The sequence below is a fragment of the Streptomyces sp. NPDC048514 genome (assembly GCF_043199955.1).
GTDB lineage: Bacteria > Actinomycetota > Actinomycetes > Streptomycetales > Streptomycetaceae > Streptomyces.
Genome location: NZ_JBICWT010000014.1, coordinates 198,454 through 219,145, shown reverse-complemented (window position 1 = coordinate 219,145; position 20,692 = coordinate 198,454). Strand labels below are relative to the sequence as shown.

Here is a 20,692-nt window from a genome sequence, read left to right as displayed (position 1 = left end):
GCCGGACTACGACGTGCAGTGCGCCGGGGCGTCCGGACGACGGCGTGCAGTGCGCCGGGGCTGCCCGGCGGAGCGGGGCGTCACCGCTCCTTCGTCTCCTCCAGGACCGTGCGTCCGAGGAGGGCGTATCGCTCGGGGGAGCGGCGCTTGAGGTACTGGGCGCAGCCGACGCCGGTCGCGGCGACCAGCGCCACCAGCCACGGGGTCGCCTTCAGCACCAGCGAGCCCGACTCGGGCCCGGCCGCCACGCCCATGTTGGACACCAGCAGCACCACCACGGCGAGCATCGCGACACCGCCGAGCAGCGGTGCGGTGAAGGTGCGGAACCAGTGCCGGCTCTCCGGGTGGTGGGACCGGAAGTACGCCAGCACCGCGAACGAGCACACGGCCTGCACGACGAGGATCGCCATGGTGCCGAGGATGGCGAGCAGGACGTAGGTACCGGTGTACGGGTCCTTGCCCGCGGCCCAGAACGCGGCGATCAGCACGCCGCTCACCACCGTCTGCACCAGGCCCGCGATGTGCGGCGAGCCGTGGCGGGCGTGGGTGCGGCCGACGGTGTTCCTCAGCGAGGGCAGTACGCCCTCCCGCCCCAGGGCGTACAGATAGCGGGCGGCGCAGTTGTGGAACGCCATGCCGCAGGCCAGTGAACCGGTGATCATCAGCCACTGCATGACGTCGACCGCCCAGTGGCCGACGTAGCGCTCGGTGGGGCCGAAGAACAGCGCGAGCGGGTTGGTGGACGAAGCGGCCCGCACGGCCTCCGCCTCGCCGTTGCCGGTGATGGCCATCCAGGAGACGAGGACGTAGAAGACCCCGACGCCGAGCACGCTGATCATCGTCGCCTTCGGGATGATCCTCTTCGGGTCGCGGGACTCCTCGCCGTACATGGCCGTCGACTCGAAGCCGACCCAGGACCAGAAGGCGAAGAACAGCCCGAGTCCGGCGGACGTGCCCTTGAAGGCGTTGACGGGGTTGACGGGTGCGAAGGTGAACCCGTGCGGTCCGCCGCCGTGGAAGGCCACGGACACCGCCATGGCCGCCAGCACCGTGACCTCCGTGGCCAGCAGTACCACCAGCAGTTTCTCGGCGACGCTGACCCCGAACCAGGTCCCGGCCGCGTTGACCGCGAGCATCAGGACCGCGAACGTCCACCAGGGCACCGTCAGGCCCGTCTGATCCTTGAGCGTGGTCGTCGCGAAGGTGGAGAAGATGCCGATCAACGCCGGCTCGAAGACCATGTAGGCGAAGGTGGCGAGCAGCCCGGACGCCAGCCCGACGGTGCGGCCGAGGCCGTAGGAGATGAAGCCGTAGAACGCGCCGGTGGACGTGATGTGCTTCGCCATCGACGTGAAACCCACGGAAAAGATTCCCAGGACGACCATTGCGACGAGATAGCTCGCCGGTGCCCCCACGCCGTTGCCCGACGACACCATGAAGGGCACGTTGCCGGTCATCGCGGTGATCGGCGCGGCGGTGGCGACCGCCATGAACACCACGCCGAGCAGTCCGACTGCGTTGGGTTTCAGTCGATGTACCGTCGTGTCGTCGGCGGTCCGCGCCTCGGGGGCGATGCCCTCGTCCACTGCCATCGGGTGGCCCCTTCCGTGTCCCGTCCGTGGGTCCTGATGGAGCAGGATGGTGGACGACGCACCGGCTCGGGAAGGGGTCGGCGCTGTTAAATATTTGTCACGAGACCTTTAGCGGCCGCCGTGGGGGTCGTCGGCCGCCGGGGCGGGCCGTCGGCCGGCGGGCAGCGATCACCGGCCGGTGGGCAGCGATCACCGGCCGGTGGGCAGGGTGAGCCCCCAGGCTCCCTCCCGCACGGTCCACGTCCGCCTGCGCACCGGCCCGGAGACCACCGCGTCCGCCCGGTAGCGGAAGTCGGCGCCCACCACCGTCACCGTGTGGCCCGAGGCCAGCAGCGGGGTCGCCTCCGCACCCACCGACAGCGGCCGCACCTCCACCGAGGCCTGCCCGTACGCACCCGTCGACACCGAGACCGCCTCGACCGGCTGGTCCAGGTCCACCACCGTCGTCCCGTCGACCTCCACCCGGAGCCGCGCGGGCCCCGGCGAGGGAATGGCGGGCAGCCGGGGCGGACGGGGCGCCAGGGTCCGCACCAGGGAGCGGTACCAGCCCCGGCCGGAGGAGACCGGCACCGGCTCGGCCGCGGCCGACCGCACCGGCACGGGCGGAATGCCCAGCGCGCCCAGCACCACCCCGTCGCTGTCGTCGACCAGCAGGTCCAGACGCCGCTCGGTCCCGTCCAGCACGGCCCGCGCCGCCGCCACCGCGCCGCGCGGGACGCCGAGGGACTCGGCCAGGGCGGTGTCGCCCACCGGGACCACCGACAGCGCGCAACCGGCCAGCTCCCGCTGCCGGTGCAGCAGGGTCACCGCGCGCACCAGGGCCCGGTCGTCGCCGATCACGACCGGGCGCCGCGAACCCCGCCGGCCCAGTGCGCGGGCGAATTCCTCCGGCCCCTCCGGCAGGCACAGCTTGGCCGTCGCACCCGCGCTGAGCACGTCTTTCGCGATTCGTACGGCCTCTCCGTCCGCCTGTCGTGCCGCCGGATCGATGATCACCAGCAGCTGATCGGACGTCGCGAAAGTCGCCACCTCGGTCCTGCCTCGCTTCCTCGGGTAGCATCTTTGTGCAAGAGCCCCTTGCGCTATTGCGCCAGGGGCTTCGTCTATTCCGGGGCATCCGGTCCGACGGTTGTGCGACCAAAGGCGGTCGCGGTGGTACGCGGCGGTGAACCTTACGCCGGGGCCCCCGACCTTGGACATGCCCCGCCCGGAAGGGGTGTACGCGCGTGCCCGCACTTGTGCTGCTCGGTGCTCAGTGGGGTGACGAAGGCAAGGGGAAGGCGACCGACCTGCTCGGTGGCTCGGTGGACTATGTAGTGCGCTATCAGGGCGGCAACAACGCCGGCCACACGGTCGTCGTGGGCGACCAGAAGTATGCGCTCCACCTCCTCCCTTCCGGAATCCTCTCGCCCGGCTGTACGCCGGTCATCGGCAACGGCGTCGTCGTGGACCCGTCGGTCCTGCTCTCCGAGCTGAGCGGTCTGAACGAGCGTGGCGTCGACACGTCCAAGCTCCTGATCAGTGGTAACGCGCACATCATCACGCCGTACAACGTGACCGTCGACAAGGTGACGGAACGCTTCCTCGGCAAGCGCAAGATCGGTACCACCGGCCGCGGTATCGGCCCGACCTACGCGGACAAGATCAACCGCGTGGGCATCCGGGTCCAGGACCTGTACGACGAGTCGATCCTCACCCAGAAGGTGGAGGCGGCGCTCGACGTCAAGAACCAGGTCCTCACCAAGCTGTACAACCGGCGTGCCATCGCCGTCGACCAGGTGGTCGAGGAGCTGCTGGCGTACGCGGAGAAGCTCGCTCCGTACGTCGCCGACACCGTCCTGCTCCTCAACCAGGCGCTGGAGGACGACAAGGTCGTGCTGTTCGAGGGCGGTCAGGGCACGCTCCTGGACATCGACCACGGCACGTACCCCTTCGTCACCTCCTCCAACCCGACCGCCGGCGGCGCCTGCACCGGCGCCGGCGTGGGCCCGACGAAGATCAGCCGGGTGATCGGCATCCTCAAGGCCTACACGACCCGCGTGGGTGCCGGCCCGTTCCCCACCGAACTCTTCGACGAGGACGGCGAGGCGCTGCGCCGCATCGGCGGCGAGCGGGGCGTGACCACGGGCCGCGACCGCCGCTGCGGCTGGTTCGACGCGGTCATCGCCCGTTACGCGACCCGCGTGAACGGCCTGACCGACTTCTTCCTCACCAAGCTGGACGTGCTGACCGGCTGGGAGGAGATCCCGGTCTGCGTGGCGTACGAGATCGACGGCAAGCGGGTCGAGGAGCTGCCGTACTCGCAGACGGACTTCCACCACGCGAAGCCGGTCTACGAGACGCTGCCGGGCTGGTCGGAGGACATCACCAAGGCGAAGTCCTTCTCCGACCTGCCGAAGAACGCCCAGAACTACGTCAAGGCGCTGGAGGAGATGTCCGGCGCCCCGATCTCCGCGATCGGCGTGGGCCCGGGCCGGGACGAGACGATCGAGATCAACTCGTTCCTGTAGGCACCTCGCGGGAGCACCCGCCGTTCCGCCCCGGGCGGCCCGGCGGGTGCTCCCGTTCCGTGCGCGCTGCACAATCGGGGTATGGGCGTCCACCGGAGCGCACGATGCCGGGGACCGTACGGCGGTGAGGGCCACCAGGCGGACGGCACGGACTGCGCCGACCCCGCCGTCTTCGAGGTCGCCCGGCACAACCGCCCGCCCCTGCCGGTCTGCCCGGTGCACCTGGGGCCGTCCCTCCTGCTGGCCTCCGGCATCCTCTGGCCCCCGCAGATCCACCTCATCGCCCGCGCACCGGGCCTGCCGCCCTAGGGCCAAGAAGCCCGCGGGCCGCGGCCACGCGGTCAGCTGAAGACGATCATGGAGCCCTGGGCCAGGGAGCGGGTGGCCGCCGCGTGCAGGCCCAGCCACACGTGGCGTTCGCGGGCGAAGGGGCTGGGGTCGTACGGCGCCGGGACGGCCGGTTCCTCCAGCTCCGTCGGGGCGGCGGGGGGCTCGGGCGCGGACGGGGGGTTGGCCGGGTCGATGCCGATCGTCGGGGCGACGTACTGCAGTTCCCGCAGGAGGGTCTGGGCGGATCCCAAGGGGCCGCCGCCCGCGAGGAGTTCCTCGTTCGACAGCGGATGCGGGAATTCGACGGGGACGTACGCGCCCGCGTGGTCGTAGTGCCAGACCAGGTGGGACTGCTGGGCCGTGGACTCGAACATCTCCAGCAACTGCTCGTAGTCGCCGCCCAGTTCGTCGACCGGGGTCACCGGCAGGCCGCAGACCTGGAGCAGATAGACCCGGCGCAGGAAGTGCAGGGCGTCGTAGTCGAAACCGGCCACCGGCGCCACGTCACCCGACAGGCCCGGCATGTACTGGTACACCGGCACCGGCGGGAGCCCGGCCTCGGACAGCGCCTTGTTGTATTGCGCGAGTTCCTCGGCGAACGGGTTGTCCGGGGTGTGGCACAACACGTCGACGAGCGGTACCAGCCACAGGTCACAGGCCAAAAGAGGACTCCTCGCATCGGCAGGCGCGCGATCACGCACGGCAGCAGGTGGTCAGGGAAGGGTAGTCGGTGCGGCCCGGCTGCGGCTGCCCCGCGGGCCGTACCCGTCACTTACCCGTCGGCCAGGTCTTCCAGCAGCGCCAGTGAATGCGCGTTGGCGGCCGCGACGATCCGGTGGGCCGTCTCGGCCTCACGGCGGGCCAGCGCGTCGACCAGCTCCGTGTGCCCGGCCCACAGCCGGCCGCGCAGGTCCGGGAGGCGGAGCAGACGCTGCACCGCGCAGACCCAGGACTGCACGCGCAGCCGGTCCAGGAAGTCGCCGAGGTAGGGGTTGCCGAACAGGGCGCTCAGCTCGCGCCAGAACCGGAGGTCGTAGCCGATGAGGATGGTGAGGTCGCCGGCCGCCGCGGCGCGCTGGGCCTCCTCGCCCCGGCGGCGCACGGTGGCCAGCGCGGCGGCCGTGCGCGGGTCCTCGGGCGGGGTGCGGAAGGCGGGGTGACCCGAGACGAGGGCCTGGAACATGCCGTCGGTGACCAGGCTGCGGGCCTCGATCATGCCCCGGTAGTCGGTGAGGGAGTACTCCGGCACGCGGAAGCCGCGGTGCTGGTCCGCCTCCAGGATCCCCTGCGCTGACAGGTCGACCAGCGCCTCGCGCACGGGCGTGGCCGAGACGCCGTACTGGTCGGCGATCTCCTTGACGGTGAACGCCCGGCCGGGTTGCAGCCGCCCGGCCAGCACCTCGTCGCGAAGCGCGTCCGCGATCTGCTGGCGCAGGGTGCTGCGCGTCACCGCGCCGGTGCCGGGCATGGTCGGGGTCTCTCCTCGCGCGTCCGGTGACGTACTCGTACGAATCCGGGGTGGCGTGCTCGTGCGGACTCGCGACGAGCGCGAGTCCCTCTCTCTTACGAGCACGCCACCTTACGCGTTCGAATCGCCCCGGCGGCAGGCGTGGCCCGGTCACACCGGGTGACTCGGGTGACCGTGTTCCTGTGATTACGCGGTGTACTCGTCCGCCACGGTGAGCGCGGCGTCGAGTGCCGCCAGGCCCTCCTTCAGCTCGGCCTCGGAGGCGTTGCACGGCGGGACGACGTGGGTGCGGTTCATGTTCACGAAGGGCCACAGACCGTGCCGCTTGGCCGCCCCGGCGAAGGCGGCCATCGGGGCGTTCGCCTCGCCGGCCGCGTTGTACGGCACCAGCGGCTCGCGGGTCTCGCGGCTCTTGACCAGCTCCAGCGCCCAGAACATGCCGACGCCGCGCACCTCGCCGACGCTCGGGTGCCGCTCGGCCAGGTCGGCGAGGCCGGGGCCGACGACGGACGCGCCCAGCCGCTTGGCGTTCTCGACGACTCCCTCCTCCGCCATCACCTCGAGGGTGGCGACGGCGGCGGCGCAGGCCAGCGGGTGACCGGAGTAGGTCAGGCCGCCGGGGTAGGGGCGCTTGCCGAAGGTCTCCGCGATCTCCCCGGAGATCGCCACTCCGCCGAGCGGGACGTATCCCGAGTTCACGCCCTTGGCGAAGGTGATGAGGTCGGGGGTGACATCGAACAGGTCGGCCGCGAACCACTCACCGGTCCGGCCGAACCCGGCCATGACCTCGTCGAGGATGAAGACGATCCCGTACTTGTCGCACAGCTCGCGCACCCCGGCCAGGTAGCCGGGCGGCGGGACCATGATCCCGGCGGTGCCCGGGACGGTCTCCAGGATGAGCGCGGCGATCGTCGCCGGGCCCTCGAAGGCGATCGTCGTCTCCAGGTGCTCCAGGGCGCGCGCGGTCTCCTGCTCCTCGGTCTCGGAGTAGAAGCGGGAGCGGTAGAGGAAGGGCGCCCAGAAGTGGACGACACCTGCGCTGCCGCTGTCGGAGGCCCAGCGGCGCGGGTCGCCGGTGAGGTTGACGGCCTGCTGGGTGCCGCCGTGGTACGAGCGGTAGGCGGAGAGCACCTTCGGGCGGCCGGTGTGCAGCCTGGCCATACGCGTCGCGTGCTCGACGGCGTCGGCGCCGCCGTTGGTGAAGAAGATCTTGTCCAGGTCGCCGGGGGTCCGCTCGGCTATCAGCCGGGCCGCCTCCGAGCGCGCTTCGACGGCGAACGCGGGCGCGAAGGTCGTCATCTTCGCGGCCTGCTCCTGGATCGCCGCGACGACCTTGGGGTGCTGGTAGCCGATGTTGGTGTAGACGAGCCCGCTGGTGAAGTCCAGGTACCGCGTGCCGTCGTAGTCCCAGAAGTACGACCCCTCGGCGCCGGCGACGGCGAGGGGGTCGATGAGGTCCTGGGCGGACCAGGAGTGGAAGACGTGCGCGCGGTCCGCGGCCTTCACTGCGGCGCCGGCGTCGGGATGGGGCTGAGGGGTCATGCCCGCGAGCGTAAATGTCCGCGATGTGGAAGCGACATCGGCGTCCTGTTCCGTGGGCGGGGGCTTTCCGCGACAGGTTGTCCACGGTGCCGCTCCGCAAAGGGCCGGTTCCGGTCTCCGGAGAGCCGGTGCCGGTCTCCCGAGTGATTCCCCGGAGAGACGGGGCCGATCCCAGGACCGCCGGGCGAGCCTGTTACGCAACCGTAGACACCGGCGCGCGCTGTACCCCGGTACCACCGCACTATTCTCGGTCCGTTGCAGACCTATGGGGGGAAGGCGGCGCGGGATGGGGAAGCTGGGACCGGGGGAACCGCTGGAGATCCCGCCGGGCGAGGCCCCGGCGAGGATCGGCGCGTACCGGCTGCTGGCGCGGCTGGGCGCGGGCGGCATGGGGAACGTCTATCTGGCCCGGTCGGACCGGGGGCGCACCGTCGCCGTGAAACTGGTCCGCCGGGAACTGGCCGAGCAGGAGGAGTTCCGGGCGCGGTTCCGGCAGGAGGTGCAGGCCGCGCGACGGGTCGGCGGGTACTGGACCGCGCCGGTGCTGGACGCGGACACCGAGGCCGCGGTGCCGTGGGTGGCGACGGGGTACGTCGCCGGGCCGAGCCTGCAGCAGGTGGTGGGGCACGACCACGGGGCGCTGCCCGAGCGGTCGGTACGGATCCTCGCGGCCGGCCTCGCGCACGCGCTCAAGGACATCCACGCGGCGGGGATCGTGCACCGGGATCTCAAGCCGTCGAACGTGCTGGTCACCATCGACGGTCCCCGGGTCATCGACTTCGGGATCGCGCGGGCGCTGGAGACGACCTCGGTGGGCGGGGAGGCGCTCACCCGGACCGGATCGCTGGTCGGGTCGCCCGGGTTCATGGCGCCCGAGCAGGTGCGGGGGGACCGGATCACGCCGGCGTGCGACGTGTTCTGCCTGGGGTCCGTGCTGGTCTACGCGGCGACCGGGACGCTTCCGTTCGGGGCCGCCAACAGCGGCGTGCACGCGCTGATGTTCCGGATCGCCCAGGAGGATCCGGATCTGGCGGGGGTGCCGGAGGGGATCGCCGACCTGGTGCGCGACTGCTTGCGCAAGGATCCGGGGGCCAGGCCCTCGCTGGACGCGATTCTGGAGCGGACGGGGGCGGAGGACACGGTGGCCGGGGGGCGGTCCCGGGATCCGTGGTTGCCGGGGTCGCTGGTGGCGCAGCTCGGGCGGCATGCGGTGCGGTTGCTGGAGGCGGAGGATCCCGACGGCGGGGTCGCCGACGGTGCTCGCGGGGCCGGGGCCGGGGCCGGCGAGGGGGGTGGTGCCGGTGGGTTCGCCGGTGCGGGCGCGCCGGAGGGCACCCGTCCTCCGGCCGGGTCGGTGTACCCACCCGCACCGACCGTGCAGCCGGCGTCGTCGGGTGCGGGTGGTCCCGGTGGTGCCCACTCGCCGTCGTCGGGTGCGGGTGGTCCCGGTGGTGCCCACTCGCCGTCGTCGGGTGCGGGTGGTTCCGGTGGGGACCGAACGCCGTCGGCGGGTGCAGAGGGTCCGGGCGCGGGGCGGGGGCCGTCGGCGGGGGCGAGTGGTCCCGGCGTGGGGCAGGCGTCCTCGGCGGGGGCGGCAAGGGGGTTCGCCGGAGGCGTGCCGTCGGCGGCGGCCGGTGGGCCGGGCGAGGGACGGCCGTCCTCGCCGGGTGCAGGGGGTGGGTCTCCCGAGCATGGGGCCGTGAGGGACGGGGGTGCTCCGCCGCCCGCTCCGGTGGGCTTTCCGGGCGGCGTCGACGGCAGCCGTCTGCCGACCGTCGTGGCCGGGCCGACGCCCCCGCCCGGCGTTCCGCCCGCGCCGCCCGCACCGCCCGCGCTGTACGGGTATCCGCAACAGCACCCCCAGCCCATGGGCGCCTACGGCCACCCCCAGCCCGTCGCCGCCTACGGCCACCCGCAGGGTGGGACGCAGCCGTCGTACCAGCCCTACGGCGGTGGGCTCGGCTCCACCCCGCCGTACGGGCCGCCGCCGTTCGGCACGGTGCAGCGGCCGGAACGGCGCGACGGCCGCTCCACCGTGCTGCTCGTGGTGATCGCCCTGGTCGTGGCGCTCGGCGCGGGCGGCACCGTGTACGCGCTGATGAAGAACGGCGGCGAGGGCGACGGCAAGGGACGCGGCACGGCCGGCCCCGCGCCCGCCCTCACCTCCGCACCGGCCACCGGCGACGGCTCCGGAGCGCCGGACCCGGTCACGTCGGCACCCTCCGCCTCCGCCTCCGCCTCCGCCTCCGCCTCCGCGGACGGCGCGGTCCCGGCCGCCTACCTGGGCACCTGGGAGGCGACGATCGACAACGCCAACGGCGCCAACACGCGCCGGCTGACCGTTCACCAGGGCGACGTGGGCGACACCGTGCTGACGCTGGTCGCGGACGGGCCGGCCGAGGGCGGCGGGACCTACCACTGCGTCTTCGAGGCGGAGCTGGCCGGACAGCCCAGGGGTGAGGGGCCGCTGGAGATCGGGCCGTCCTCCGTCACCACCGGCCGGCCCGCCTCCTCCTGCTCCCCCGGCGCGGCCACCGAGGTCACCCTGCTCCCGGACGGCCGGCTCGAGCGGACGAAGCAGGGCGGCGGGGAGAGCCTGACGTACAGCAGGCGCTGAGCGGCACCCGCCGCCCGCTCGTGCCCGTCACCCTTCGTGCCGTCCTCCGGGCCGACACCGCCACCCCTCGTGCCGTCACCGCCCCCCGGGCCGAGGTGAGGCACCCGGGAACGTTCCCGGGTGCCTCACCTCACCACCACTCCCCGGACCGTCATCGCGGCTCCGGCGGGCGCTGGCGTGGCATGTTCGGGCGGCTGCCGTTCGCCGGGGGCAGGGGGAGCCGGCCGGCCGGGCCCCCGTGGTCCTGGCGCGGTACGGACGCCACCGCCGTCTGGATGCCCAGTGGTGCCGAGCCGGTGCGGAACTCCACCATCCAGTCGGTGGTCTCCGTGCGGACCAGCTCCGTGACGTCCTCCGAGAAGCGCCGCAGGACACCCAGGCACCGCTCGGCCGCCTCGCTCGCCGTGCCCTCCGCCGGACCCAGCACCTCCCGCACGCTCTCCGAGGCCCAGTCGAACTGCAGCGCCTGCAGCCGCCGCTGCACCGCCTGCGCGGTCGCCACATCCCTCATCCACCCGGAGGTGACGCCGAAGTACCGGTCGAAGCCGACGCAGGCGACGCCGAGCAGCAGCGCGAGACAGCCCCAGGGGGCCACCCCGCCGGCGGCTCCGGTGAGGTCCAGCAGGGGCAGCGTGGCCCCGGCCACCGCGCCCGCGGCCGCGCCGGCCCGCAGCACCCGGGCACCGCGCCGCTTCCACACCCGGTCGTGCAGATACCAGGCCGTCGTCCGCAGCGCCTCGCCCTCCACCCGGCGGTACAGCTCGTCGAGCCGCTCGGCGGGCTCTCCCCAGTCCCCGAGCGGGAACGCCCGCCCGGTCAGGTCGCCCGGCCGCAGCCCGGCCGCGCCCTCGCCCCGCCCGTCCTGAGGGGGACCCTCGGGCTGCATCTCCGGCTGACCCACCCGGCACTCCCAACTGCTACACAACCGGTCACGTCGCGTGACATTCCATGCTGACGCGCGGCCCCCTTCCTACCGCCCAATGGGTGGCGGAGAGGGAGCTTTCACGACTTTTCCGCCCGGAAGAGGGCCTTGATCAGGTATAGGACTGCCATTGTTCTCACTCGAAAGAGTGGCGGGGCGATGGCCGCCTGGACCACGTAGGCTCGTGCAGAGCGGAGAAGAACAGCGGTGAAGACAGCGAGGAGCTGATCGTGATCCCCGGTGGTGGCCAGCCCAACATGCAGCAGCTGCTCCAGCAGGCCCAGCAGATGCAGCAGGATCTGCAGCGGGCGCAGGAGGAACTGGCGAACACGGAGGTCGACGGGCAGGCGGGCGGTGGCCTGGTGCAGGCCACCGTGACGGGTGCCGGTGAGCTGCGTGGGCTCAAGATCGACCCGAAGGCGGTGGACCCGGAGGACACCGAGACCCTCGCCGACCTGATCGTGGCGGCCGTACAGGCGGCCAACGAGAACGCGCAGGCGCTGCAGCAGCAGAAGCTGGGCCCGCTGGCCCAGGGACTGGGCGGCGGCAGCGGCATCCCCGGCCTGCCCTTCTGACCGCGTGACGCGCCGATCGTTCTGAAGTTCGCCATCGGCGCGACACCCCCGCCGCCTTCCGGGGAAAGGCGGCAGCCAACTACCGTACGTACCGAAAGGTCTCCAGGAAGGGCAGTCCGTTGTACGAAGGCGTGGTCCAGGACCTCATCGACGAGCTGGGGCGACTGCCCGGCGTCGGTCCCAAGAGCGCGCAGCGGATCGCCTTCCACATCCTGCAGGCCGAGCCGACGGACGTGAAGCGGCTCGCGCAGGCGCTCCTGGAGGTGAAGGCGAAGGTCCGCTTCTGCGCGACCTGCGGCAACGTGGCACAGGAGGAGCTGTGCAACATCTGCCGCGACCCGCGCCGCGATCCGTCGGTGATCTGTGTGGTCGAGGAGCCCAAGGACGTCGTCGCCGTCGAGCGCACCCGCGAGTTCCGGGGCCGCTACCACGTGCTCGGCGGGGCGATCAGCCCGATCGAGGGTGTGGGCCCCGACGATCTGCGGATACGGGAACTTCTCGCGAGGCTGGCCGACGGGACGGTCACGGAGCTGATCCTGGCCACCGACCCCAACCTCGAGGGTGAGGCGACGGCGACGTACCTCGCCCGCATGATCAAGCCCATGGGCCTGAAGGTCACCCGCCTGGCCAGCGGCCTCCCGGTGGGTGGCGACCTGGAATACGCGGACGAGGTCACTCTCGGCCGCGCCTTCGAGGGGAGAAGACTCCTAGATGTCTGACGCCACGCTGCACGACACGACGCAGGACCCGGACGACTTCGTGGTCCAGATCGCGGACCAGGTGGAAAGCTTCCTGGTGGCCGTCACGGAGGTGGCGAAGGGCGACGAGCCCGAATCGGCGGTCCCCTTCCTCCTCCTGGAGGTCTCCCAGCTCCTGCTGGCCGGCGGCCGGCTGGGGGCCCACGAGGACATCGTTCCCGACGACCGCTACGAGCCCGACCCGGGCCCGGAGCCGGACGTGGACGACCTTCGCGAGAACTTCGCCCGTCTGCTGGACCCGATCGACGTCTACTCCGAGGTCTTCGACCCCTACGAGCCCCGCAAGGCCCCCGTGCCGGCCCGGATCTCGGACGACCTCGCCGACATCATCACCGAGCTGCGCCACGGGATGGCCCACTACCGCGCGGGCCGCACCACGGAGGCGCTGTGGTGGTGGCAGTTCTCCTACTTCTCCAACTGGGGCCCCACCGCCTCCGCGGTCCTGCGCGCCCTGCAGTCGGTCCTCATCCACGTCCGCCTGAACCAGCCCCTGGAAGAACTCGACGGGCTGGACACCGACCAGGCGGACATCGGCGACGAGACCCTGGAGTTCGAGGCCGGCCGGGTGATGGCGCAGGAGATCGGCGGCCCGCTGGGGATCCCGCCGGGCCATTAGCGCTCGCGGCGCACTGTGAGCCGGGGCACGTTCCGCGTGGGTCGGCTTCTGGTGGGCAGGTTCCGAATTCGAGCGGCCGAGGTCCCGGCACACGGTCCGACCGATGTCTCACCATGCGGGAGCAGGGTGGTGGATTTCGGACGCTCGTTAAACTGAGCCGACACAAACGAACCGAGCGAGGAGCGCACGTGGGCCTTGTCGTGCAGAAGTACGGAGGCTCCTCCGTAGCCGATGCCGAGGGCATCAAGCGCGTCGCCAAGCGGATCGTGGAAGCGAAGAAGAACGGCAACCAGGTTGTCGTCGTCGTTTCCGCGATGGGCGACACGACGGACGAGCTGATCGATCTCGCCGAGCAGGTGTCTCCGATGCCTGCCGGACGGGAGTTCGACATGCTGCTGACCGCCGGAGAGCGTATCTCCATGGCCCTGCTGGCGATGGCGATCAAAAACCTGGGCCACGAGGCGCAGTCGTTCACCGGCAGCCAGGCAGGCGTCATCACCGACTCGGTCCACAACAAGGCCCGGATCATCGACGTCACGCCGGGCCGGATCCGGGAGTCGCTGGACAAGGGCAACATCGCGATCGTCGCCGGGTTCCAGGGCGTCAGCCAGGACAAGAAGGACATCACCACGCTGGGGCGCGGTGGGTCCGACACGACGGCCGTGGCTCTTGCCGCCGCCCTCGACGCCGAGGTCTGCGAGATCTACACCGACGTCGACGGCGTGTTCACCGCCGATCCGCGCGTGGTGAAGAAGGCGAAGAAGATCGACTGGATCTCCTTCGAGGACATGCTGGAGCTCGCGGCCTCCGGCTCCAAGGTGCTGCTCCACCGCTGTGTGGAGTACGCCCGCCGCTACAACATCCCGATCCACGTCCGGTCCAGCTTCAGCGGACTGCAGGGCACGTGGGTCAGCAGTGAGCCGATTGGGGACCAGAAGGTGGAGCAGGCCATCATCTCCGGTGTCGCGCACGACACCTCCGAGGCCAAGATCACGGTCGTCGGCGTGCCGGACAAGCCGGGCGAGGCCGCCGCGATCTTCCGGACCATCGCGGACGCCCAGATCAACCTCGACATGGTCGTGCAGAACGTGTCCGCCGCCTCCACGGGCCTGACGGACATCTCCTTCACGCTGCCGAAGACCGAGGGCCGCAAGGCGATCGACGCGCTGGAGCGCAACCGGCTCGGCATCGGCTTCGACTCGCTGCGCTACGACGACCAGATCGGCAAGATCTCCCTGGTCGGCGCCGGTATGAAGACGAACCCGGGCGTCACCGCCTCCTTCTTCGAGGCGCTGTCCGACGCGGGCGTGAACATCGAGCTGATCTCGACCTCCGAGATCCGCATCTCCGTCGTGACCCGCAAGGACGACGTGCCGGAGGCCGTGCGCGCCGTGCACACCGCCTTCGGGCTCGACTCCGACACGGACGAGGCCGTCGTCTACGGGGGCACGGGCCGCTGATGGCACCGACCGGCAAGCCGACGCTCGCGGTCGTGGGAGCGACCGGGGCCGTCGGCGCGGTCATGCTCCAGATCCTGTCCCAGCGCGCGGACATCTGGGGCGAGATCCGTCTGATCGCCTCCCCACGCTCGGTCGGCCGCAAGCTGGCCGTGCGCGGAGCGGAGGTCGAGGTGGTGGCCCTGACGGAGGAGGCCTTCGCCGGTGTCGACATCGCCATGTTCGACGTCCCCGACGAGGTCGCCGCCGAGTGGGCGCCGATCGCCGCCGCGCACGGAGCGGTCGTCGTCGACAACTCGGCCGCCTTCCGGCTGGACCCCGACGTGCCGCTCGTGGTGCCCGAGGTCAATCCGCACGCGGTGCGGAGCCGCCCGCGCGGGATCGTCGCCAATCCCAACTGCACGACCCTGACGATGATCGTCGCCCTGGGCGCGCTGCACGCCGAGTTCGGGCTGCGCGAGCTGGTGGTGTCGTCGTACCAGGCGGTCAGCGGGGCCGGACGGGCCGGGGTGGACGCGCTCAGGAGCCAGCTGTCGCTGGTGGCCGGCACCGAACTGGGGACCAAGCCCGGTGACGTACGGCGGGCCGTGGGCGACGAGACCGGGCCGTTCCCGGAGCCGGTCGTGCTCAACGTCGTCCCGTGGGCCGGGTCGCTCAGGGACGACGGCTGGTCGTCGGAGGAGATGAAGGTGCGGGACGAGTCCCGCAAGATCCTCGGCCTGCCGGCGCTGCCGATCGCCGTGACCTGTGTCCGGGTGCCGGTGGTCACCACGCACTCGCTGACCGTCCACGCCCGCTTCCAGGGCGAGGTGACCGTCGACGGCGCCCGGGAGATCCTCGCCACCGCGCCCGGCGTGGTGCTGTGCGACGACCCGGCCGCCGGGGAGTTCCCCACCCCGGCCGATGTGGTGGGCACCGACCCGACCTGGGTCGGCCGGGTGCGGCGGGCGCTGGACGACCCGACCGCGCTCGAACTCTTCGTGTGCGGGGACAACCTGCGCAAGGGAGCCGCCCTGAACACCGCGCAGATCGCCGAGCTGATCGCGGCGGAACTGTCCTGAGGAGCCCCCGGCGCCGTAAAGAAGCCGGGTGGGAGCGGATCCATTCGTAGGATCTGTGTAAGAAATGTGTCCAGAAGCATGGTCCGGACCACTTGATCCGGGGCCGTGCGGCGACAGAGGATTTCCCTCCCCGCCCTGCGCAACCGCGTGCAGGGCGGGGAGCGTCTTTGCGGTCACCGTTACGGGACCTGGGGGACGTGATGATCCTGGCGTGGGGACGCCGTGATCGGGGCGTGGGGACGCCCGTTCAAAATGGGATATAGCGGAAGAGCGGGGCGCATGACGGCACTTGATGCACCGTCGGTTGTCGCACTTGTGACGCCCGGCACGTACAACCCTGGCGGGGGGAAGCGTGTCCAACTGGCGTGGCAGAGGTACTCGAACTCCCAGCGGCCCGCGGCACGGGCCTGCGGTCGCCCCGTGCGGCGCTCCGGCCCCGCACGCCCGGCGGCATGCCGGTGATCGCGCCCATGCCCACAGCGCGGCCGGCCCGCATACCCAGTCAGCGTGACGGTGCGGAGGAGGCCGGGGCCGCTGCGGTCGCCGGCACGACCGTCGACCACCTCACGGAGACCTACCGGGCGCACTACCGCTCGCTGCTGGGCCTCGCGGCGCTCCTCCTCGACGACACCGCCTCCTGCGAGGACGTCGTCCAGGAGGCCTTCATCCGCGTCCACTCGGCCCGCAAGCGCGTCCGCGACCCCGAGAAGACGCTCGCCTATCTCCGGCAGACCGTCGTCAACCTCTCCCGCTCCACGCTGCGCCGCCGCATCCTCGGCCTGAAGCTGCTCTCCAAGCCGATGCCGGACATGGCGAGCGCGGAGGAGGGTGCCTACGACCGGCTGGAGCGGCGCGACCTCATCCAGGCGATGAAGGGGCTGCAGCGCCGCCAGCGCGAGGTCCTCGTGCTGCGCTACTTCGCGGACATGACGGAGGCCCAGGTCGCGGAGTCCCTCGGCATCTCGCTGGGTTCGGTGAAGGCGTACGGCTCCCGGGGCATCGCCGCCCTGCGGGTGGCCATGGAGGCACCGGCATGAGCGGGTGCGCCGAAGGGGGCGATCCCGATGCGGGCCACGCCGACGGACGTCATGAGGGCCGCGCCCGGAACGCACCGGCGCGGCGGCACGAGCAAGAGCACAGGCAATCGCACGCTGGGAACGGAACTGTGAACCACGGCCCCGACGTAACGGGCCCCGAGCGGCCCGGCCCCGATCGCGACGGGTTCGACCCGGACGAGGCGGGTCTGCGGGGGTTGCTGCACGCCGCGGTCGACGACCTCGAGCCGCGCGCCGGCACCCTGGACCATCTGCGCCGGGCGGTGCCCGCGCGGCGGGCCCGCAAGCGGCAGGCCGTCGTCGGCATGGCCGCCGCGGCCCTCTTCATCGGCACCGCGATCCCCGCCCTCGTGCACGTGTCCAGCGCCGGCGGTTCCGACCCCGACACCGCGATGGCCGGCCAGTCCTCCCAGGCGCAGGGCGGCACGGGCCAGGGCAAGGACCACAGCGGTCCCGCGGCCGGCACGCACGACGAGGACAGCGCGAGCGCCCAGCCCGGCAAGGAGACCGGCAAGCCCGGCGGGAAGAGCAGGAACGACGGCGGCCACGCCGGCACCACCGGCGGCGCCGATCCCTCCGCGACCCTCGCCACGGGCACCCCGCTGTGCACGTCGAACCAGCTCGGCTCCGCCACCGGCACGGCCGACGCCCCCGACTCGGCGGGCATCGTCTACGGCACCTTCCGGGTCGTCAACACCTCTTCCGCCGCCTGTACCGTCGGCGGCGCCGGCACCATCGGCGTCACCGCACAGGGCGCCGCCGACCAGACCAAGATCACCCGGACCGGGCATGTGGCCGGGGACGCGGCGACCAGCCTGCCCGACCCCTCCCTGGAGGTCTCGGCGCTGGTCCTGCAGCCGGGTGCGGCCTACGAGGAGAAGTTCGCCTTCGTCCCCTCGGAGACCTGCCCCACCACCGGTGCCGGCAACGGCGGCTCGGATCCCGGCGACCCCAGCCCCGACCCGACGCCCACCGGCGAGCCCGGTGCCGCGGGCGGCTCGGACCCCGGCAGCGCGTCCTCCGGCACGACCACCCAGCTGCGCACCGAGGACGGCACGACGGACGGCAGCGTCCTGATCACCCACACGCCCCAGCCGGGGTCTCCGACGGCGTCCACGGTCGTGCCCGGGGAGTGTGCGGGGACGGTGTACTCCACGGGAGTCCTGCCCGGCGCCTGACGTTCCGCAGGCGCGGGGCCGTGTCCCCGGGCCCGGCCGCCGCGTGGGGCCGTGTCCCCGGGCCTGGCCGCCGCGTGGGGCCGTGTCCCCGGGCCTGGCCGCGGGTTCGTCGTGGCCGCTCGCGCAGTTCCCCCGTGCCCCTTCGGGGGCGCCTTCCCTCTCGCCTCCCCCTCCCGCGAGCAGACCGCCGCGGCCGGTCAGCCGCTGATGGCCGGTGCTCGTTCCGGCTCGTCCGGGACCAGGCCCAGCGCGGCGTCCCGCTGGAACTCGATCTCCCGTCGCAGCAGCCGGAACCACATGAACACCACGAATCCGGCGAAGACGAACCACTCCCCGGTGTAGCCGAGGTTCTGGAACGCCTTCAGGTCCAGCCCCGTGCCGCCCGGCGCGGTCGCGGGCACGGCCTTCATCCCCGAGTCCGCCTCGTCCAGGGTCACCCAGGCGTCGTACAGCTTGTACGGCACGAGGTTCACCAGCGACGCCGAGCTGATCGCCGGCGTCTGCCCGGCGGGCAGCCCGCTCTGCGCGCCGACGCCGTTGTCCCCCGGCGTCTCGGACGCCTGCAGCGCGCCGGTGACGGTGACCCGGCCGGTGGGCGGGGCGGGCGCCTCGGCCGCGTCCGCCGTGCCGGGCAGCCAGCCCCGGACGACGGGCAGGGCCTTGCCGGAGTCGGTGCGCAGCAAGGTGAGCACGTAGTAGCCGTGCTTGCCGTCCAGTTCCCGGCCGGGAACCAGCAGCTGCTCGCCGTACCGGCCGCTCGCGGTGACACGCCGGCCCGAGGTGCTCTTGTCGACCGGCAGCATCCGGCCCAGCGGCTGCGCGGCCTCGTGCCGGCCGGACGCGGCCTGCTCGGTCGCGGCGCGGTGGTCCTGCACCCGCCCCTCGAACCGGCTCAGCTGCCAGGACCCCATGAAGACGCAGAACGGGATGGCGAGCAGCACGAAGACGTTGATGCCCCACCAGCGGGGTGTCAGCAGAAACCGGTACACACCCTCCACGGTACGGCGCCCCGGCCGGGCGTCCGGCCCGGGGGTCGGCTCTCGGAGGCCCCGAGCGGCGAGGCGGAGGCCGTGCGGGCGGCCATGATCGAAAAGTTGTCCACAGGCTGCGCACACCTGTCCCCCAATTGTCGGCGCGGCCAGGCACTATGGGCGCATGACTGGGGCCATGAGTGAGAGCAGGACGCCGGACACACCGGACATGCCGGACTGGGAGAAGCGCTTCCGGGCGCCGCGGGTGTCGCTGCCCGACTGGGCGGAGGACGCACCGGACCGCTCCCTGTTCGTGTCGAACGCGACGGGCACGTACGAGCTGTACGCCTGGGACCGTGCCACCGGCGCGCAGCGGCAGGCGACGGACCGGCCGAACGGCACGACGGACGGCGTGCTCTCCCCGGACGGCGCCTGGATCTGGTGGTTCGACGACAAGGACGGTGACGAGTTCGGCATCTGGCGCCGCCAGCCCTTCACCGGCGGGGAGAACGAGCCCGCGGTGCCCGGCCTGGAGCCCTCCTACCCGGCCGGTCTGGCCCTGGCGCGGGACGGCCGCACGGCGGTCGTCGGCCGCTCCACGGACGACGAGGGGACGACCGTCCATCTCGCGCGCGCGGGCGAGGACCCGGTGGAGATTTACCGGCACCGCGAGTCGGCCGGCGTCGGCGACCTCTCCCACGACGGTTCCCTGATCGCCATCGAGCACACCGAGCACGGCGACGCCATGCACGCGGCGCTGCGCGTGCTGCGCCCGGACGGATCGGCGGTCGCCGAGCTGGACGACACCGAGGGCGGCACGCGGGACCTGGGCCTGGAGGTGCTGGGCTTCGCCCCCGTCGAGGGCGACACCCGCCTGCTCATCGGCCATCAGCGCCGGGGCCGCTGGGAGCCGCTGGTGTGGGACGTGGCGTCGGGCACGCAGACGGACCTCGCCCTGGACCTGCCGGGCGACGTCAGCGCCGAGTGGTACCCGGACGGCTCCGCGCTCCTCGTCGAGCACGGCTTCGAGGCCCGCAGCGAGCTGTTCCGGTACGACCTTGCGGCCCGCGAGCTGACCCGCATCCCCACCCCGCCCGGCACGGTCTCCGGCGCCACGGCCCGCCCCGACGGCAGCGTGGAGTACCTGTGGTCGTCGGCCGCCGAGCCGCCGGCGGTGCGTTCGACGACCGGTGGCGTCGTCCTGGATCCGCCCGGCATGGCGTGCCCGCCGTCGGTGCCGGTGCGGGACGTGTGGGTGGACGGCCCGGGCGGCCGGATCCACGCCCTGATCCAGCAGCCGGCCGGCGCCACCGGCCCGCTGCCCACGGTCTTCGATCTGCACGGCGGCCCGACCTGGCACGACTCGGACTCCTTCGCCGCCGGCCCGGCGGCCTGGGTCGACCACGGGTACGCGGTGATCCGCATCAACTACCGCGGTTCCACCGGCTACGGCCGCGCCTGGACGGACGCCCTCAAGCACCGCATCGGCCTGATCGAGCTGGAGGACGTGGCCGCGGTGCGGCAGTGGGCGGTCTCCACCGGTCTCGCCGACCCCGAGCGACTGGTCCTCACCGGCGCCTCCTGGGGCGGCTACCTCACCCTGCTCGGCCTCGGCACCCAGCCGGAGGCGTGGTCGGTGGGCATCGCGGTGGTGCCGGTCGCGGACTACGTCACGGCGTACCACGACGAGATGGAGGCCCTGAAGGCCATGGACCGGACGCTGCTGGGCGGCACCCCGGAGGAGGTCCCCGAGCGCTTCGAGGCATCCTCCCCGCTCACCTACGTCGACCAGGTCAAGGCTCCGGTCCACATCTCGGCGGGCGTCAACGACCCGCGTTGCCCGATCCGCCAGATCGACAACTACGTCAAGCGCCTGGAGACGCGGGGCGCACCCCACGAGGTGTACCGCTACGACGCCGGGCACGGCTCGCTGGTCGTGGACGAGCGGATCAAGCAGGTCGGACTGGAGCTGGAGTTCGCGAAGCGGCACCTGCCCGCCTAGCGGCCCGCCCGCCCGCCCGGCCGGCCGGCTGCTGGCCT

General features: G+C 72.4%; 18 protein-coding genes. 11 read left to right on the top strand and 7 right to left on the bottom strand.

The features are described 5' to 3' along the window. Positions 1–80 precede the first annotated feature (80 nt). Both ACGFT2_RS29605 and ACGFT2_RS29600 read right to left on the bottom strand, forming a co-directional pair. Positions 81–1,592 (bottom strand): APC family permease, encoded by a 1,512-nt coding sequence (locus ACGFT2_RS29605; RefSeq protein ID WP_393283912.1) that lies wholly within the window; start codon positions 1,590–1,592, stop codon positions 81–83. A 189-nt stretch (positions 1,593–1,781) separates the two neighbouring features. Beyond that, positions 1,782–2,621, bottom strand: a complete 840-nt coding sequence (locus ACGFT2_RS29600) for a diacylglycerol kinase (protein ID WP_393283910.1) — start codon at positions 2,619–2,621, stop codon at positions 1,782–1,784. Between the two features lie 197 nt (positions 2,622–2,818). On the opposite strand from ACGFT2_RS29600, the gene ACGFT2_RS29595 reads away from it, so the two are divergent. Together ACGFT2_RS29595 and ACGFT2_RS29590 are read left to right on the top strand one after the other, a co-directional pair. Then, positions 2,819–4,102, top strand: coding sequence for an adenylosuccinate synthase (locus ACGFT2_RS29595; RefSeq protein ID WP_393283907.1), 1,284 nt, complete (start codon positions 2,819–2,821; stop codon positions 4,100–4,102). Between the two features lie 81 nt (positions 4,103–4,183). After that, positions 4,184–4,411, top strand: coding sequence for a hypothetical protein (locus ACGFT2_RS29590; RefSeq protein WP_393283904.1), 228 nt, complete (start codon positions 4,184–4,186; stop codon positions 4,409–4,411). A gap of 32 nt (positions 4,412–4,443) precedes the next feature. Here the strand turns inward: ACGFT2_RS29590 and ACGFT2_RS29585 are convergent, their stop codons facing one another. The 3 genes from ACGFT2_RS29585 to ACGFT2_RS29575 all read right to left on the bottom strand — a co-directional run bounded on the left by ACGFT2_RS29585 (position 4,444) and on the right by ACGFT2_RS29575 (position 7,442). Then, complete coding sequence (locus tag ACGFT2_RS29585) at positions 4,444–5,094, bottom strand: hypothetical protein (protein WP_393283902.1); 651 nt, start codon at positions 5,092–5,094, stop codon at positions 4,444–4,446. 110 nt (positions 5,095–5,204) lie between these two features. Beyond that, positions 5,205–5,900 carry a GntR family transcriptional regulator gene (locus tag ACGFT2_RS29580; protein WP_393283900.1) on the bottom strand — a complete coding sequence of 232 codons (696 nt, stop codon included), beginning with the start codon at positions 5,898–5,900 and terminating at the stop codon, positions 5,205–5,207. Positions 5,901–6,086: 186 nt separating this feature from the next. Then, positions 6,087–7,442, bottom strand: a complete 1,356-nt coding sequence (locus ACGFT2_RS29575; protein ID WP_393283899.1) for an aspartate aminotransferase family protein — start codon at positions 7,440–7,442, stop codon at positions 6,087–6,089. 286 nt (positions 7,443–7,728) lie between these two features. Between ACGFT2_RS29575 and ACGFT2_RS29570 the strand changes: the two genes are divergently transcribed. Further along, positions 7,729–10,059: a protein kinase gene (locus ACGFT2_RS29570; protein ID WP_393283897.1), complete on the top strand. Its 2,331-nt coding sequence runs from the start codon at positions 7,729–7,731 to the stop codon at positions 10,057–10,059. Between the two features lie 151 nt (positions 10,060–10,210). On the opposite strand, the gene ACGFT2_RS29565 is transcribed toward ACGFT2_RS29570, so the two are convergent. Continuing rightward, entirely contained in the window at positions 10,211–10,960 is a 750-nt protein-coding gene (locus ACGFT2_RS29565; protein WP_393283896.1) for an SLATT domain-containing protein, read from the bottom strand. A 251-nt stretch (positions 10,961–11,211) separates the two neighbouring features. Here ACGFT2_RS29565 and ACGFT2_RS29560 point away from each other — a divergent pair, with 251 nt between their 5' ends. The 7 genes from ACGFT2_RS29560 (at position 11,212) to ACGFT2_RS29530 (ending at position 17,681) form a co-directional block, all read left to right on the top strand. Beyond that, positions 11,212–11,556: a YbaB/EbfC family nucleoid-associated protein gene (locus ACGFT2_RS29560; protein WP_393283893.1), complete on the top strand. Its 345-nt coding sequence runs from the start codon at positions 11,212–11,214 to the stop codon at positions 11,554–11,556. Positions 11,557–11,675: 119 nt separating this feature from the next. Further along, positions 11,676–12,275, top strand: coding sequence for a recombination mediator RecR (recR, locus tag ACGFT2_RS29555; RefSeq protein ID WP_067004569.1), 600 nt, complete (start codon positions 11,676–11,678; stop codon positions 12,273–12,275). Next, entirely contained in the window at positions 12,268–12,930 is a 663-nt protein-coding gene (locus ACGFT2_RS29550; RefSeq protein ID WP_393283891.1) for a DUF5063 domain-containing protein, read from the top strand. The genes recR and ACGFT2_RS29550 overlap by 8 nt, the downstream gene beginning before the upstream one ends. Before the next feature lie 188 nt (positions 12,931–13,118). Continuing rightward, a complete protein-coding gene (locus ACGFT2_RS29545; protein WP_393283889.1) occupies positions 13,119–14,390 on the top strand; it encodes an aspartate kinase in 1,272 nt (423 codons plus the stop codon). Further along, positions 14,390–15,448: an aspartate-semialdehyde dehydrogenase gene (locus tag ACGFT2_RS29540; protein WP_393283886.1), complete on the top strand. Its 1,059-nt coding sequence runs from the start codon at positions 14,390–14,392 to the stop codon at positions 15,446–15,448. The genes ACGFT2_RS29545 and ACGFT2_RS29540 overlap by 1 nt, the downstream gene beginning before the upstream one ends. A gap of 365 nt (positions 15,449–15,813) precedes the next feature. Next, positions 15,814–16,485, top strand: coding sequence for a SigE family RNA polymerase sigma factor (locus ACGFT2_RS29535; protein WP_393283884.1), 672 nt, complete (start codon positions 15,814–15,816; stop codon positions 16,483–16,485). Positions 16,486–16,613: 128 nt separating this feature from the next. Further along, positions 16,614–17,681, top strand: coding sequence for a hypothetical protein (locus ACGFT2_RS29530; RefSeq protein WP_393283881.1), 1,068 nt, complete (start codon positions 16,614–16,616; stop codon positions 17,679–17,681). Between the two features lie 197 nt (positions 17,682–17,878). On the opposite strand, the gene ACGFT2_RS29525 is transcribed toward ACGFT2_RS29530, so the two are convergent. After that, positions 17,879–18,670, bottom strand: a complete 792-nt coding sequence (locus ACGFT2_RS29525) for an SURF1 family protein (protein ID WP_393283879.1) — start codon at positions 18,668–18,670, stop codon at positions 17,879–17,881. A 178-nt stretch (positions 18,671–18,848) separates the two neighbouring features. Between ACGFT2_RS29525 and ACGFT2_RS29520 the strand changes: the two genes are divergently transcribed. After that, the gene (locus tag ACGFT2_RS29520) at positions 18,849–20,654 is read left to right on the top strand and encodes a prolyl oligopeptidase family serine peptidase (RefSeq protein WP_393283876.1); all 1,806 of its coding nucleotides are present in this window, start codon (positions 18,849–18,851) and stop codon (positions 20,652–20,654) included. Positions 20,655–20,692 lie beyond the last annotated feature (38 nt).